At 64.8% G+C, this 13,282-nt stretch carries 11 protein-coding genes and 1 pseudogene; 8 read left to right on the top strand and 4 right to left on the bottom strand.

Features of this window, described 5'->3' with window-relative positions; translation table 11 throughout:
• The first annotated feature begins 3 nt into the window (after positions 1–3).
• The 3 genes from aceA (at position 4) to E5S66_RS00190 (ending at position 4,975) form a co-directional block, all read left to right on the top strand.
• Positions 4–1,305, top strand: a complete 1,302-nt coding sequence (gene aceA, locus E5S66_RS00200; RefSeq protein ID WP_138346396.1) for an isocitrate lyase — start codon at positions 4–6, stop codon at positions 1,303–1,305.
• A gap of 162 nt (positions 1,306–1,467) precedes the next feature.
• Positions 1,468–2,457: a GGDEF domain-containing protein gene (locus tag E5S66_RS00195; RefSeq protein WP_138346393.1), complete on the top strand. Its 990-nt coding sequence runs from the start codon at positions 1,468–1,470 to the stop codon at positions 2,455–2,457.
• Between the two features lie 7 nt (positions 2,458–2,464).
• Positions 2,465–4,975, top strand: a complete 2,511-nt coding sequence (locus tag E5S66_RS00190; RefSeq protein WP_171033420.1) for a putative peptide modification system cyclase — start codon at positions 2,465–2,467, stop codon at positions 4,973–4,975.
• 222 nt (positions 4,976–5,197) lie between these two features.
• On the opposite strand, the gene E5S66_RS00185 is transcribed toward E5S66_RS00190, so the two are convergent.
• Positions 5,198–5,500 carry an NHLP-related RiPP peptide gene (locus E5S66_RS00185; RefSeq protein ID WP_138346387.1) on the bottom strand — a complete coding sequence of 101 codons (303 nt, stop codon included), beginning with the start codon at positions 5,498–5,500 and terminating at the stop codon, positions 5,198–5,200.
• 101 nt (positions 5,501–5,601) lie between these two features.
• On the opposite strand from E5S66_RS00185, the gene E5S66_RS00180 reads away from it, so the two are divergent.
• Positions 5,602–6,819 (top strand): putative peptide maturation dehydrogenase, encoded by a 1,218-nt coding sequence (locus E5S66_RS00180; protein WP_138346384.1) that lies wholly within the window; start codon positions 5,602–5,604, stop codon positions 6,817–6,819.
• Between the two features lie 9 nt (positions 6,820–6,828).
• Here E5S66_RS00180 and E5S66_RS00175 read toward each other — a convergent pair.
• A pseudogene (locus tag E5S66_RS00175) lies at positions 6,829–7,515 on the bottom strand (ATP-binding protein); the annotation flags it as partial.
• Between the two features lie 52 nt (positions 7,516–7,567).
• On the opposite strand from E5S66_RS00175, the gene E5S66_RS00170 reads away from it, so the two are divergent.
• From E5S66_RS00170 to E5S66_RS13895, 4 genes are read left to right on the top strand one after another with little or no spacing between them, the layout of a single operon-like run.
• Positions 7,568–8,314, top strand: a complete 747-nt coding sequence (locus tag E5S66_RS00170; protein ID WP_138346378.1) for a TnsA endonuclease N-terminal domain-containing protein — start codon at positions 7,568–7,570, stop codon at positions 8,312–8,314.
• Positions 8,307–10,214, top strand: coding sequence for a Mu transposase C-terminal domain-containing protein (locus tag E5S66_RS00165; protein WP_138346375.1), 1,908 nt, complete (start codon positions 8,307–8,309; stop codon positions 10,212–10,214). Before E5S66_RS00170 ends, E5S66_RS00165 begins: the two co-directional genes overlap by 8 nt.
• 3 nt (positions 10,215–10,217) lie before the next feature.
• Positions 10,218–11,108 (top strand): TniB family NTP-binding protein, encoded by an 891-nt coding sequence (locus E5S66_RS00160; RefSeq protein WP_138346372.1) that lies wholly within the window; start codon positions 10,218–10,220, stop codon positions 11,106–11,108.
• Between the two features lie 3 nt (positions 11,109–11,111).
• Complete coding sequence (locus E5S66_RS13895; RefSeq protein ID WP_138346369.1) at positions 11,112–12,080, top strand: TniQ family protein; 969 nt, start codon at positions 11,112–11,114, stop codon at positions 12,078–12,080.
• 82 nt (positions 12,081–12,162) lie between these two features.
• Here E5S66_RS13895 and E5S66_RS00150 read toward each other — a convergent pair whose 3' ends face one another.
• Positions 12,163–12,588 (bottom strand): type II toxin-antitoxin system HicB family antitoxin, encoded by a 426-nt coding sequence (locus E5S66_RS00150; protein ID WP_138346366.1) that lies wholly within the window; start codon positions 12,586–12,588, stop codon positions 12,163–12,165.
• Between the two features lie 19 nt (positions 12,589–12,607).
• On the bottom strand, positions 12,608–12,775 hold the full coding sequence (locus E5S66_RS13890) for an antitoxin Xre/MbcA/ParS toxin-binding domain-containing protein (RefSeq protein ID WP_212745302.1): 168 nt from the start codon (positions 12,773–12,775) through the stop codon (positions 12,608–12,610).
• Positions 12,776–13,282 lie beyond the last annotated feature (507 nt).

Here is a 13,282-nt window from a genome sequence, read left to right as displayed (position 1 = left end):
CCCATGAAGAACCATCTGCCTACCGCCGAACAACTGAAGCTGGACTGGGCCAACAACCCGCGCTGGGCCGGCGTCACCCGCAGCTATTCCGCCGAGGACGTGGTGCGCCTGCGCGGCACCGTCCCGGTCGAGCATTCGCTGGCCCGGCTCGGCGCCGAGAAGCTGTGGAAGTCGCTGCACAGCGAACCCTTCGTCAACGCGCTCGGCGCGATGACCGGCAACCAGGCCATGCAGCAGGTCAAGGCCGGCCTCAAGGCCATCTACCTGTCCGGCTGGCAGGTGGCGGCCGATGCCAACCTGGCTGGCGAGATGTACCCCGACCAGTCGCTGTACCCGGCCAACTCGGTGCCGCAGGTGGTCAAGCGCATCAACAACACCCTGCTGCGCGCCGACCAGCTGCACCACGCCGAGGGCGACGACTCCATCGACTTCCTGCAGCCGATCGTGGCCGACGCCGAGGCCGGCTTCGGCGGCGTGCTCAACGCCTTCGAGCTGATGAAGGGGATGATCGAGGCCGGCGCCGCCGGCGTGCACTTCGAGGACCAGCTGGCGTCGGTGAAGAAGTGCGGCCACATGGGCGGCAAGGTGCTGGTGCCCACCCGCGAGGCGGTCGAGAAGCTGACCGCCGCGCGCCTGGCCGCCGACGTGATGGGCGTGCCCACCCTGATCGTGGCCCGCACAGACGCCGAGGCGGCGGACCTGCTGACCTCCGACGTGGATGACAACGACCGTCCGTTCTGCACCGGCGAGCGCACCATCGAGGGCTTCTACAAGACCCGCAACGGTCTGGACCAGGCGATCAGCCGCGGCCTCGCCTATGCGCCGTATGCCGACCTGGTCTGGTGCGAGACCGGCAAGCCGGACCTGGAGTTCGCCCGCAAGTTCGCCGAGGCGATCCATGCCAAGTTCCCCGGCAAGCTGCTGGCTTACAACTGCTCGCCGTCGTTCAACTGGAAGAAGAACCTGGATGACGCGACCATCGCCAAGTTCCAGAAGGAAATCGCCAGCTACGGCTACAAGTTCCAGTTCATCACCCTGGCCGGTTTCCACGCGCTGAACTACGGCATGTTCGATCTCGCCCACGGCTACGCGCGCCGGCAGATGAGTGCATTCGTCGAGCTGCAGGAAAAGGAGTTCGCCGCGGCCGAGCGTGGCTTCACCGCGGTCAAGCACCAGCGCGAAGTCGGTACCGGCTATTTCGATGCGATCACCCAGACCATCCAGGGCGGCAAGTCGTCCACGGTGGCGCTGAAGGGCAGCACCGAGGAAGAGCAGTTCCACGCCGGCACGCGCGCCGCCGCCTGAGCTGTACCGCCATCGCCGGCTGCGGCGATGGCGGCCGGGCTTGACCGGGCCGCAGGGGCGGCCGGTCGGCCCGTCGCAATACGGCAGCGGATGCGATGCTATCCTGCGGCTGGATCGAGGGGCCGGAGCCGTACAGGGGAGCGCGTGGCAGCACTAGCGCACATGATCGATGCTCGCACGGGCGTGGACGCCAGCGCGTCCGCGCTGCACCCTGACGAGTACGCGCTGTTCGCGCAGGTGGCGCGTTCCTGTCCGGTGGAAGCCGGGCAGAAGCTGTTCCGGCGCGGCGATCACGGCGCCGCCATGTATGTGGTCGCCAATGGTGCGGTCGAGCTGGATTTCGGCGATGACCTGGTCGGCAAGCGGCTGGGTGCGCGCGCCTTCTTCGGCGAGCTGGGCCTGCTGATCGGCGACCACGCCCGCAGCGCCGACGCGGTGATGGCCGAGACCGGCGAACTGCTGGAACTGGGCCGCGACGAATTCGAACTGCTGGCGCAGCGCGACCCCGCGCTGCTGGCGCAGTTCCTGCGCCGCGCGATCATGCGTGTGGTGCTCAACGAACAGGCCCTGATCGCGCGCCTGCGCCGGCGCAATCAGGATCTGCAGGAAGCATTGGACGCGCTGCGTTCGACCACCAGCCGGCTGGACGAGTCCGAGGCGCTGACCCGCACCGACGAACTCACCGGGCTGACCAACCGGCGCGGGTTCGCCGCCCACGTGGAGCAGCGCCTGCAGGCCGGCGGCCTGGACGGGCACGTGCTGGTGCTGGTGGACTGCGACCGCTTCAAGTCGATCAACGACACCTACGGCCACCTGGCGGGCGACCGCGTCCTGCAGAGCGTGGCCAACCTGCTGCGCGCCGTCGCCGGCGCCGACGACATCGTCTGCCGGCTGGGCGGCGACGAGTTCTGCCTGATCCTGAGCGGCCACGCCCGCGAAGATGCGGAGCGGATCGCCGGCTACGTCACCGACAGCGCGCGCATGCTCGAGCGCATGCACAACAGCCCGCCGCAGATGACCACGCTCAGCATCGGCGCCTGCCTGATCGGGACCGGCAGCCATGCGGGTTGGGAGCACTGGTACGCGCTGGCCGATGACGCCCTGTACCGGGCCAAGCGCAATGGCGGCGACTGTGTCGAGTGGCTGGACTGACGGGCGCATGCAGGACGCCGGCGCGCCGCAGGTCCGCACGCTCCTGCTCACCGATCTGGTGGACTCCACCCATCTGGTGGAGCGGCTGGGCGATGCCCCCGCCGCCGCGCTGTTCCGCGCCCACGATCGCCTGGTACTGGAACTGCAGCAACGCTGGCGCGGGCGCCTGATCGACCGCAGCGACGGCCTGTTGCTGCTGTTCGAGCGCCCCATCGACGGACTCGCCTTCGCCCTCGACTACGCCCGCGGCCTGCGCGACCTGGGCCGCGAAATGCAGGTCAAGCAGCCGCTGCAGGCACGCGCCGGCCTGCACGTGGGCGAAGTGCTGGTGTGGGAGAACAGCGCCGACGCGGTGCGCCTGGGCGCCAAGTCGCTGGAAGTCGAAGGCCTGGCCAAGCCGCTTGCGGGCCGGCTGATGGCGCTGGCGCGGCCGGGCCAGATCCTGCTGTCTGCCACCGCCGAGCCGCTGGCCCACCGCGCCGCCCGCGAACTGGGCGAGCGCGGCGAACTGCTGGTGTGGAAGTCCTACGGGCGCTGGCGCTTCAAGGGCATTCCCGAGGCGCAGGAGGTGTACGAGGTCGGCGAGCCCGGGCTGGCGCCGCTGCGCATGCCCGCGCACACACCCAAGGCCTGGCGTGACCTGCCGCTGTGGCGGCGCCCGGTGGCGCTGGCGGCAGAAGCATTGCTGGTGGCCGGCATGGCCATCGGCGCGTGGTTCCTGGCCCAGCCGAAGCCGGCGATCGCCTTCGCCGAACGCGACTGGGTGGTGGTCGGCGACCTGCGCAACCTCACCGGCGATGCGCGCCTGGACGAGGCGCTGGAGCAGGCGTTCCGGATCAGCCTGGAGCAGTCGCGCTACGTCAACGTGCTGGGCGACCTCAAGGTGCGCGACACCCTGCAGCGCATGCAGCGCAAGCCGGACGCAGCGGTGGACCGCGCGCTGGGTTCGGAAATCGCCCTGCGCGATGGCGCGCGTGCGCTGCTGCTGCCCACCGTGGCCGAAGTCGGCGGTCGCCTGCGGGTCAGCGCCGAGGTCGTCGACCCGCATACCCAGACCACCGTGTACGCGGTATCCGCGGATGGCAAGGGCATCGAATCGGCGCTGGGCTCCATCGACGACGTCACCGACCAGCTGCGCGGCAAGCTGGGCGAGGCCCTGCAGAACGTGCAGAAGACCTCGGTGCCGCTGCCGAACGTGGCCACCCCCAGCCTGGATGCGCTGAAGGCGTTCGCGGTGGCACGCCGGCTGGCCATGACCACCGGTGATCGCGAACAGGTGCTGGGGCTGTACCGGCGTGCCCTGCAGCTGGACCCGCAGTTCGCGCTGGCCCACGCCGACATGGCGCGCCTGCACGCCTCGTTGGGTGAAGTGGCGGCGGCCCGTGATGAGTGGCGCAGGGCATTGGCATTGCCGCAGCGGCTGTCGCCGCAGGAACGGCAGATGATCGAGCTGATGCTGCTGCAGCACGATGGCCCGCAGAATTATTTCCGCAAGGCCGACGAGTACCTTGCGCTGTATCCCGACGACTACCAGACCATCGGCCGGCTCTCCAGCAACCAGTGGCACCAGCGCAACGATTTCCGTACCGCCGAGGCGTTGGCCCGACGCGCATTGAAGCCGCAGAACGAGCGGTTCGGTTCGGTCCACTACAGCATCGGCATCATGCTCCTCGGGCAGGAGCGTTACGACGCGGCGCTGGCCGAGTTCCGGCTTGCGCGCGAAACGGGCTTCCTCGGCGCGGGAGAGTTCTACGCGTTTGCCCACGAGGCCCGCCACCAGTTCGCGGAAGCCGACAAGGTGTTTTTCGCCAGCGCCGTCGGGCGCACCGGCTGGCAGGGCGAGGCGGGCGCCATCGTCTGGATCAACCGCGGCCAGCCGGCGCGTGCGGCCGCTGCCGTGCGGGCATGGTCCGAGGCCGCCGATGCGGGGGACGACGTGCTGGAATCGCTGCGCGCAGGGGCGGCGCTGGCCAGCATGGCGGTGCTGCATGGACAGGGCGATGCGTCGGAGGCGCAGCAGGCACTGCTGGCGCTGGTCGATGCGAAGGGAGCTGCGGGTGATGCGGTGTACCCGCCACTTTCGACCGAGTTGAAGCTGTACTCGGGCCTGCTGTCGGCCTACCGCAACGATCGGTCCGGCGTTGAGGACGCGCTGCGTCGTACGCAGGACAACGCCGTGGTGCACGAATACCCGACCGTGCGGGAGCTGTACCAGGTCCTGCAGGCGGAGCAGGAACGGCTGGCCGGCCAGCCTCGTCTTGCAATGGCGCGCCTTGAACCGCTGGTGCGTCAGGACACCGCCTTGGTGGCGACGCATTGGGCGCTGATGCGGGCTGCACACGCCGCGGGCAGGGCGGACGTCGCCAATGCCCAGGCCGAATGGCTGGCCACGCACCGCGGCAGGGTTTTCGCCGAGAGCACGATGTCCGACGTGCTGCGCTTCTTCAATATCTCCGTGTCCGCCGCAGCGCTGCGGTCGCAACAGGCGCGGATGCGGGCGGGAACGGTTACGCCTTGAGAAACGGCGTCGCGCAAGGGCACCGGGCCACGTGTCCCGGCCTCTTGTGCCAGTCGCCTTGAGTGGCCAGCGGCTGGTGCCCCCAGCCTGGAGTACGGGTGCCGGATCCGCTCTGCAATGAACTCCGGGACACTCTCCCGGCGTTGCCGGGAGGTGTGAGGGTCCGCTTGCGTATGTATTACGTGCCTCCGCCCGGCAATCCGGCGCGGTTTTCCGGTGCCGTCAGTCCGCGCTGAACTGCTGTGCACACAGGAAGCTGACCGGCACGTTCAACGCGCTTTCCAGTTTGGCCCGGTCCCGCGCGATCTTGGCCTTGGGGGCGATGCGGTCGGTCGGTGCCAACTGCATGCACCCGCCCGCGGAGCTCGCTCCTGCCTCCACCTTGTATCCCACCTGCGCCAGAGCCGCATGGGCATCCTTCTTGAACAGACGGCGGAAATCATTGTCGGTAGCCAACTTGTCCAGCAGCTTCCTGGTGACTTTCGGATCAAGCGGTGCGGGCTTGGCGCCCTTCTTGGTAGCCATCGTGGGTTCCCCTGTGGTGGTAGGACGTGCGTGCCGGCGACGCTACCCTTGTCGCTGCTTGGCAGCAAGCGGCAAGATCGTGTTTTCGACCGGATGGACACATGCGGATCAGGCGATGTGCGCTGCTGCGAATCGAGTCCCGCGAAGAGACCCGTTTCGATCTGGAGGCGCTGCTGGCGGGGGGGACTGGAGTGGTCAGCCGCATGCGCTGGCTTGCCCATGCGCCGGCATTGCAGGCCGAGTTCGAGTTGGATGCCGCCGAAGTCGCGCTGCTCGGAGAAACCAGTCCCAGCGACTGGGTGGATGCGGCGCCCGTGCGGATGCGCCATGGCGCGTCGCGGGTGCGGCGCCTGCTTCGCTCGGGACTGCTGGTGGGCAGCACCGGCCCATGGGCGTCCCAGCGCAGGGAAGACGAGCGCGTGCGTGCCCTGCATTGGCATGGGGTTGCCGCGGACTATCATCACGCCTCGCGCTGGGGCGGCATCGATGCCGCTGGCGAGGTTGAGGATGCCGGCCTGCACAATGCCGAAGGCCTGCGTCGTGCCTATGGCGTGCCTCCGCCTATGCTGCATGAGCGCGCCGACGGGGGCGCGATCACCGTCCTGCCATCCGCCGCTCGCGCTGCCTATGACGAACTTTTGGATGCGCGTACCAGTTGCCGCAATTTCGACGTCGGGCGGATGCTGCCGTTGACGGGCCTGGCACAGGTCCTGGAGCGGACCTTCGCGGAGCGCGGGCGCGTCCGGGGCGCGGACGACTTCGATGTCCTCAAGCGCACCAGTCCCTCGGGCGGCGCCCTCCATCCCACCGAGTGCTACGTCATCGCCCGTCGGGTCGATGGTCTTGCGCCCGGGCTGTACCACTATCTGCCGGCCCGGCACGCGCTGCAGGCCCTGCCGATGGATGCCGCCGGGATCCTCGCGGATGCGGGGAGGCACCCCGTGGCACAGGGGAAGGAGGCGCTCGATTATCTGGCGTGGATCGCCGTCGGCGGCCAGCAGTATTTCGCGGAAGCCCATGCGCTCTGCGTTCTGGCGCCGCGCTTCTACCGGAATTTCTGGAAGTACCGGCACCATCCGAAGGCTTATCGCGTCTGCATCCTCGACGCCGGCCACCTGTCGCAGACGTTGTTGCTGAGTGCCGCCGAAGCCGGGCTGGGAAGCTTCGTGACAGCCGCGATCAACGAAGTCGACATCGAGCGCGCTTTTGGCCTGGAGCCGTGGTCCGAAAGCCCGCTTGCGGTTTGCGGCATCGGTCCGCGCGCGGACCGGATGGAGACGTATGAGCTGGATCCCAACCGGCGTGCCTGGCCGCGCTAGTCGAAGCCATCACGCCGCGGCGCGTTCACGCCCGCGTTCCAGCTTGCGGTAGCCGATCGCTTCGGTCAGGTGCGCGGTTTGGATGGTGTCGCTGCCGGCCAGGTCGGCGATGGTGCGGGCCACACGCAGGATCCGGTGCAGCGAGCGCGCGGACAGCTGCAGGCCGTCGACCGCGCGTTCCAGCAAGGCGGTGTCGCGGGGGGACAGGCGGCAGAAGGCATTGGTCTGGGTCTGGTCGAGACGGGCGTTGGCCTGCCCGCAGCGGTCGTACTGGCGGGCGCGTGCCGCGATCACGCGCGCGCGCACCAGTGCGCTGGCTTCTCCCGGCGGACCGTCGGTGCGCAGCGCGGTGGGTGGCAGCCGCGGCACTTCGATATGCAGATCGATGCGCTCCAGCAGCGGCCCGGAGATGCGCCCGCGGTAGCGGCGGATCGCCTCCTCGCTGCACAGGCAACGCCCTGACGGATCGCCGGCCCAGCCGCACGGACATGGATTCATCGCCGCCACCAGCTGAAAGCGCGCGGGGAATTCGCATTGCCGGGCGGCGCGTGAAATGCTGACGCTGCCGGATTCCAGCGGCTCGCGCAGCACTTCCAGCGCGTGCCGGCCCCACTCGGGCAGTTCGTCGAGGAACAGGGTGCCGTGGTGGGCCAGCGAGATCTCGCCGGGGCGCGGGTCGCTGCCGCCGCCGATGACACGTCTAAAAGTGAATGCGACTATCAATCGCCTTCTAGCCTGCTAGAGCGACATGAGCTCACCAAAGCGGCTGCAACCACTTACCAAAGACTGCGCAACTGGATACAGTTTTAACACCAGTGACGCTATCGGGTTCCCTCGCGCCTTGCCCCCCGTTCGAAAAATTGGCCTCGGTCGCCGCGCACTTGCCGGATTGATGCCCAGTGCGAAAGGCGAAGGGGTCGCCCGCTTCGAATCGTCGCTGGAGCGGGACTTCTTTGTGCTGCTGGAGTTCAACGGGGATGTTGAACGATGGGACCCTCAGCCAATCAGGCTCCAAGTGGCTGATGCCAAACGGGACTACGTCCCTGATGTGCTTGTTAGCTTTCGTTCCCCGGAGTCCGGCGGCAGCGCCTCCAAAGTGCTGTACGAGATCAAATATCGCGACGAGTTGCGCAAGAATTGGACCGCCTACCGCGCCCGTTTTCGAGCGGCGCACCGGTACGCACGCGCCCAAGGCTGGAGATTTAAGATCATCACGGAGCGCGAGATTCGCGCTGGCGGAACGCTTTGGAACGCAAAATTCCTTCTGCCCTACCTGTATGACGGAATCGAGGACGGTGAGAGGGCTGTGCTCCTGACTACGCTCCGGCGCTTGGGTGTCGCAACACCAAAGACCTTACTGGAGGCTTGCTCGACAGACGCATGGGAGCGTGCCCGGCTACTCACTGCGTTCTGGCATCTGGTTGCATGCCGCGATGTCGCCGCCGACCTGCGCCTGCGGCTGACCATGGACTCCGAGGTGTGGGCAAATGCATGACGCGGTAGTCGACAATCCGATAGCGGTTGGTGCTGAACTGACCGTCGAGGGAGTTGCCTACACGATCATTCGGTACATCGACCTTTATTCGGCATTGGCGATAAATGTTTCAACCGGCGAGCGCGTACGCCTGTCCGTGGCGGCGATGTTGGAGGCACTGAACCAGCCGGAAGCTCCGCCAGCTATTCAGGAGAGCTCGCAATTCGAAACCTTGTCAGCTACGGAATGGGAGTTGGCCCAAACCCGGATGTCCTTGCTGGCCCCCCTTCTCGGCGACACGGTAGCCACCCGGACCGAAGCATCGCGAGTGGCGGAACAGCTGGGAGTACATGTCGCAACCGTGTACCGATGGATTAGACGGCTCAAGAGCACCGGACGCATCTCCGACTTAGTGCCTCGTAAGCCAAGCGGTGGCCGCGGCAAGGCACGGATCGATCCTATGGCCGACGCCATCATCAATGCGGCCATCAACGACAAGTATTTGCAAACGCAACGCCCCAGCATCAGTCGCCTGATGCGCGACATCCTGGTTCAGTGTCGGCGCGCCGAGATCACGGCACCGCATCCAAACACGGTTCGGCGCCGCGTCCGGCAGCTGTCGGAGCGTTTGCTGATGGAAAGGCGCCTAGGGCGTAAGGCGGCCGACGATAAGTTCGCGGCGCGCCCAGGCTCGTTCCCAGGTGCCGACTATCCGGGTGCGGTTTGGCAAATCGATCACACGCCTCTGGATCTGGTCGTGGTGGATGATGTTCACCGTCGTCATATTGGCAGGCCGTGGCTAACTGTGGCGATCGACGTGTACTCACGTTGCATCGCTGGTTTCTACTTGTCGCTGGATCCGCCGAGCGAGGTTTCGGTAGGCATGTGCTTGGTGCATGCCATGTTGCCCAAGGAAGGCTGGTTGGCTGCCTTGGGCGTGCGAGCGCAATGGCCCGTGTATGGTCGACCGAACACTGTGCATGCAGACAACGGTAAGGAATTCCGTGGTTCGATGATCTCTCGTGCTGCGGAGCAGCACCGGTTCCGCATGGAATGGCGAAAGGTGAAAACACCCAATTGGGGAGGACACATCGAGCGGCTAGTTGGGACCTTCAACCAGGAAGTGCACGCTTTGCCCGGCACGACCTTCTCCAATATCGCAGAGCGCGGCCAGTACGCCCCACATCTAGAGGCAACGCTGACCTTCGCCGAGGTTGAGGTGTATCTGACCGACTACATCTGCGGTGTGTATCACCAGAGCGTGCACGGCGGCATCGGGCGCCCCCCGATCCGGCGATATGAGGCAGGCCTCCTGGGCGATGGAACCCTACCCGGACGTGGGCTGCCGCCGCCCCCGGCCGACCCAAAACGATTGCGCTTGGACTTCATGCCATTGCTTGAGCGTTCGATTCAGCAGTATGGGATTCGCATAGATGGGTTGACCTATTACGACCCTGTGCTTGATCCCTGGATCCGCGCCACAGACCCAAGTACGCGGCGCCCGCGCCGGTTTATTGTTCGACGCGACCCGCGAGACATCAGCGTCGTGTACTTCCTGGACCCGGACACGCGTCAGTACTATCCCATCCCGTTCCGTAACCTTGAGCGCCCTAGCTTGACGCTGTGGGAGTTGCGAGAGGTGCGTAAGCAACTCAAGAAGGAGGGCAAGAGCGAGGTCGACGAGGATTTGGTTTTCGAGACGTACGAGCGTCTTAATCGGCTAGTCGAGCAAGCGCAGGGACACAAAGTTACCGCCCGTAAATCTGCGCAGAAGAAGCGCATGCGTAGCAAAGTCAGGGCTGTCGAAAAGGCCCAGGAGGGCAGCGTCGAACATATGCCGCCAGCGTCGTCCGATCTGATCGGGGGCGCGGGTTGGGAAAGCGAAGACGTGGCGCCCTTCACGGTCATCAAGGTGCGTTGAGCCATGGATCACCTGGATGAGGCCATGCGCCGAATCGCCGTAGGCACTACGGCTGAGCGGATGGCATTCATGCGGAAGCCTAAATGGTTTGGCTATGATCGCGCTGACCTGATCCTTGGGCGCTTGGAAGAGTTGCTGCTGCATCCCCCCACGCATCGCATGCCTGGTCTGCAGATCCTCGGCGACTCCAACAGCGGAAAGACCGCAATCGGCCTCGAGTTCGTCGACCGCCACCCATGGGATCCGAACTTGGCAGGGGACGCGATTCGCGTGCCAGTCATCCGCATCGAAATGCCGCCGAATCCGGACGAGTCCCGGCTCTACGACGAAATCCTGATGGCCTTGAAGCAGCCGTTCAAGGCCAAAGATGCTGTTAGCGAGAAGTCTCGTCAGGTGCGTGCAAACCTGTCGGTTGTAGGTTGCCGCATGTTGATGCTGGACGAATTTCAACACGTGCTCGGGCCACGCAATGATCGGCGGCGCGTAGTCATCGACGTCATCAAACATCTGAGTAATACGCTGCAAATTCCCATTGTGACCATGGGTACGCTTGATGCGCAGGTCGCCGTGAGTAAAGACGAGCAGCTCACGAATCGTCTGTATCCACTGTGGATGCCGACCTGGACCATGGATCGCGAGTATCGTCAGCTATTGGCGAGCTTCGAGGTGACCTTGCCATTGCGCGAGAAATCGCACTTGCAAGAGAGGCAGACAGCGGCATTGATTCTGGAGTTGAGCGAGGGGCTACTTGGCGAGATTCGCGATCTGCTGTGTATGGCCGTGGATCATGCCTTGCACGCAGGCCGCGAGCACATCGACCTGGAGCTAATTAGGTCGTTGCCGTGGATCGCGCCGTCCAAGCGGCGTTCGCGTCGCGTTCCAGTCGGGCGCTGAGCAATGGCGCGCGGTGACGTGCGCTGGTGCGCTCACCCCCGTCTCCATCGAGGCGAAATCCTCTCTTCTTGGTTGCATCGCTATGCGTGGTGCAACGGGCTGTCTGGGCATTCTTTCGCTCGCCACGTCTTTGGGGAGCAACCTGTTTGGACACGCGACATTGACCGTAGCGCAGATGGTGGTCTGCTGAGTTGCGCCTCAGCGATCCTGGGAGAGCCGCTCTCTCGTCTTCGTGGTGCAACTATTCGACGGTATGAAGGCCGCGCGTTCGCGAGCTGCACCACGAACGGTTGGTTGCCATGGCTCGCGCCGGTTGGGGTATACCATCGAACGCGGCGTCATCATGGTTCGGCCTTCTGCGCCCAGTGCCTACAAGAGCGCGCGTGCGCGCGATTGCATTGGCGTATGGCGTGGAACGTGCATTGCTCGCGCCACGAGGTGGCCCTACAGGATGCCTGCCCTAGATGCGATGCTCCGTTTGTATTTCATCGAATCAGCTTGGCCGTCCATGGGCGGCTTGCGTGCCCGGTATGCGGGCACAATTTCGCGAACTACGTTCGCTCTGCTCCTGTTCCCATGCGCGCTCGTGCGCTTCAGCTCGCTCTGACTGCCGCGTGTCAGCGAGGGTGTCGTGTGCTCGATGGAGAGACAATCAGTGCACTGGAGTACGTCGGTGGGATCCGGTGGCTACTTGGTGGTCTTTATGGAAAATCGACTTGGTGTGGAATCGCCGATGCGCTTCCACCAAGACTGCGCGGGGGCGTGCCGTGCCGAGCTCCGAGCCGCTTGCCTTTTGAATATTGGCGCATTCACGAGCGTGCGAAAGCATTGGCGTTATTGGCTACCGCTGTTGAGGACTGGCCCGCTCGTTTGCTGGCGGCTTGCCGCCGTGGTCCTGTGTACCAAGCGCGCTTCGGTCGTCTCGAAAGAGCTCCTGATTGGGTGGTTCGAACATTGGCTCAAGTCAGGTGAGTGTCACTTGTAGCGTGCTTGGCCAACCGTATAGATCGATAACGCACTTGCAGTCATCCATCCACGGCAGCGGCTAAGGAATTCACCGTTTGGGGCCCCAATTGGCCGTCGTCCCGTCAGCTCCGCCGGCCATTGCCTGCGACAACCGGCTATCAATAGGGGGCGGGTTGTCGATGGCGAAGAGAAATTTGCGCAGATCCCGCTCACTGAGGATGATCGGCTGCAAGTCATCGTCGCCATGCGCAGGAAGATCTAGGTCGAGTGCATCAACCTCCCAGCCATCCCCCAAAGCGTGAACTACAAGTTCGTCCCCTTTGCGGCGCGTCGCAGCAGGGATTGCACGTCCCGCGGACCAAGTGGCTTCAATCCACGCCGCTGCAGCTTCGCGCACTGACTCCATGGCGGCGCAGCGCGTATCGCCACACGAGACGCACCCTGGAAGATCGGGAATCTGCGAAGACCAAGAGCTGCCGCCCAGCTCCTGGCAAATCAGCACCAAGTAGCGCACCAGCACACCTCCTTAGACATCAAGCGAAATCCCCGTGCTCGATCCGTGTGAGCTCGTCCTCAACACGTTTGGCGCCCTCATCTGTACCAAGTAGATCCAATGGTGTCGCGCCTAAGATCAAGTTTGGCGTCGCCATCCATCGCTTCGCTTTCTCGGTATTGTCAAAGACAGTCTGGGCAAGTTTCATCAGTCGGGCTGAGCATCCATCCTCCCCGTTACCTCCCAGCGACTCTCCTGAGTGAACCATGGGGCACCTCCGTTCGCGATATCGAGCTCAAGACACTAGGTTGTCTGAGCATTTTCGTTCTCGAAACAAAAGCAACAATAATCAAATCGTGAACTACGCAGACAGCAGAAAATTTGTCGGCGGTGCTGCGAGGTCCAGCCGGGCCAAATGAAGGGAAATTGGCTGGCGCTTAGGTTGTTCGCTTCGGTGCGGAAATCTGCCAGTCGAGGCCGTCCTTCCTCGTAGTCACACGTTTTTTGCAATTGCTCGCATCTTGGCCTCGGTCGCTTGATAGCACGTGCCCGGGGCCAACTGCGTTTGAAGCTTTGGCCCTGCCAGCCCAACACCGCGCTGGCATAGAGCATCGTACCGCTATCTGCACCTTCTGCTGTTGATTGAAGATCAATGTCTGCTTGTCGTGCTTCGCGTCGGCCACATGCCGGTTCGCGGCAATGTTGCTTTGAGGGG

It is taken from the genome of Thermomonas fusca (assembly GCF_005862345.1).
In the GTDB taxonomy this organism is placed as follows: Bacteria; Pseudomonadota; Gammaproteobacteria; order Xanthomonadales; family Xanthomonadaceae; genus Thermomonas; species Thermomonas fusca.
The sequence above is the reverse complement of the archived record's forward strand: the minus strand, read 5'-3'. Positions and strand labels throughout refer to the sequence as shown.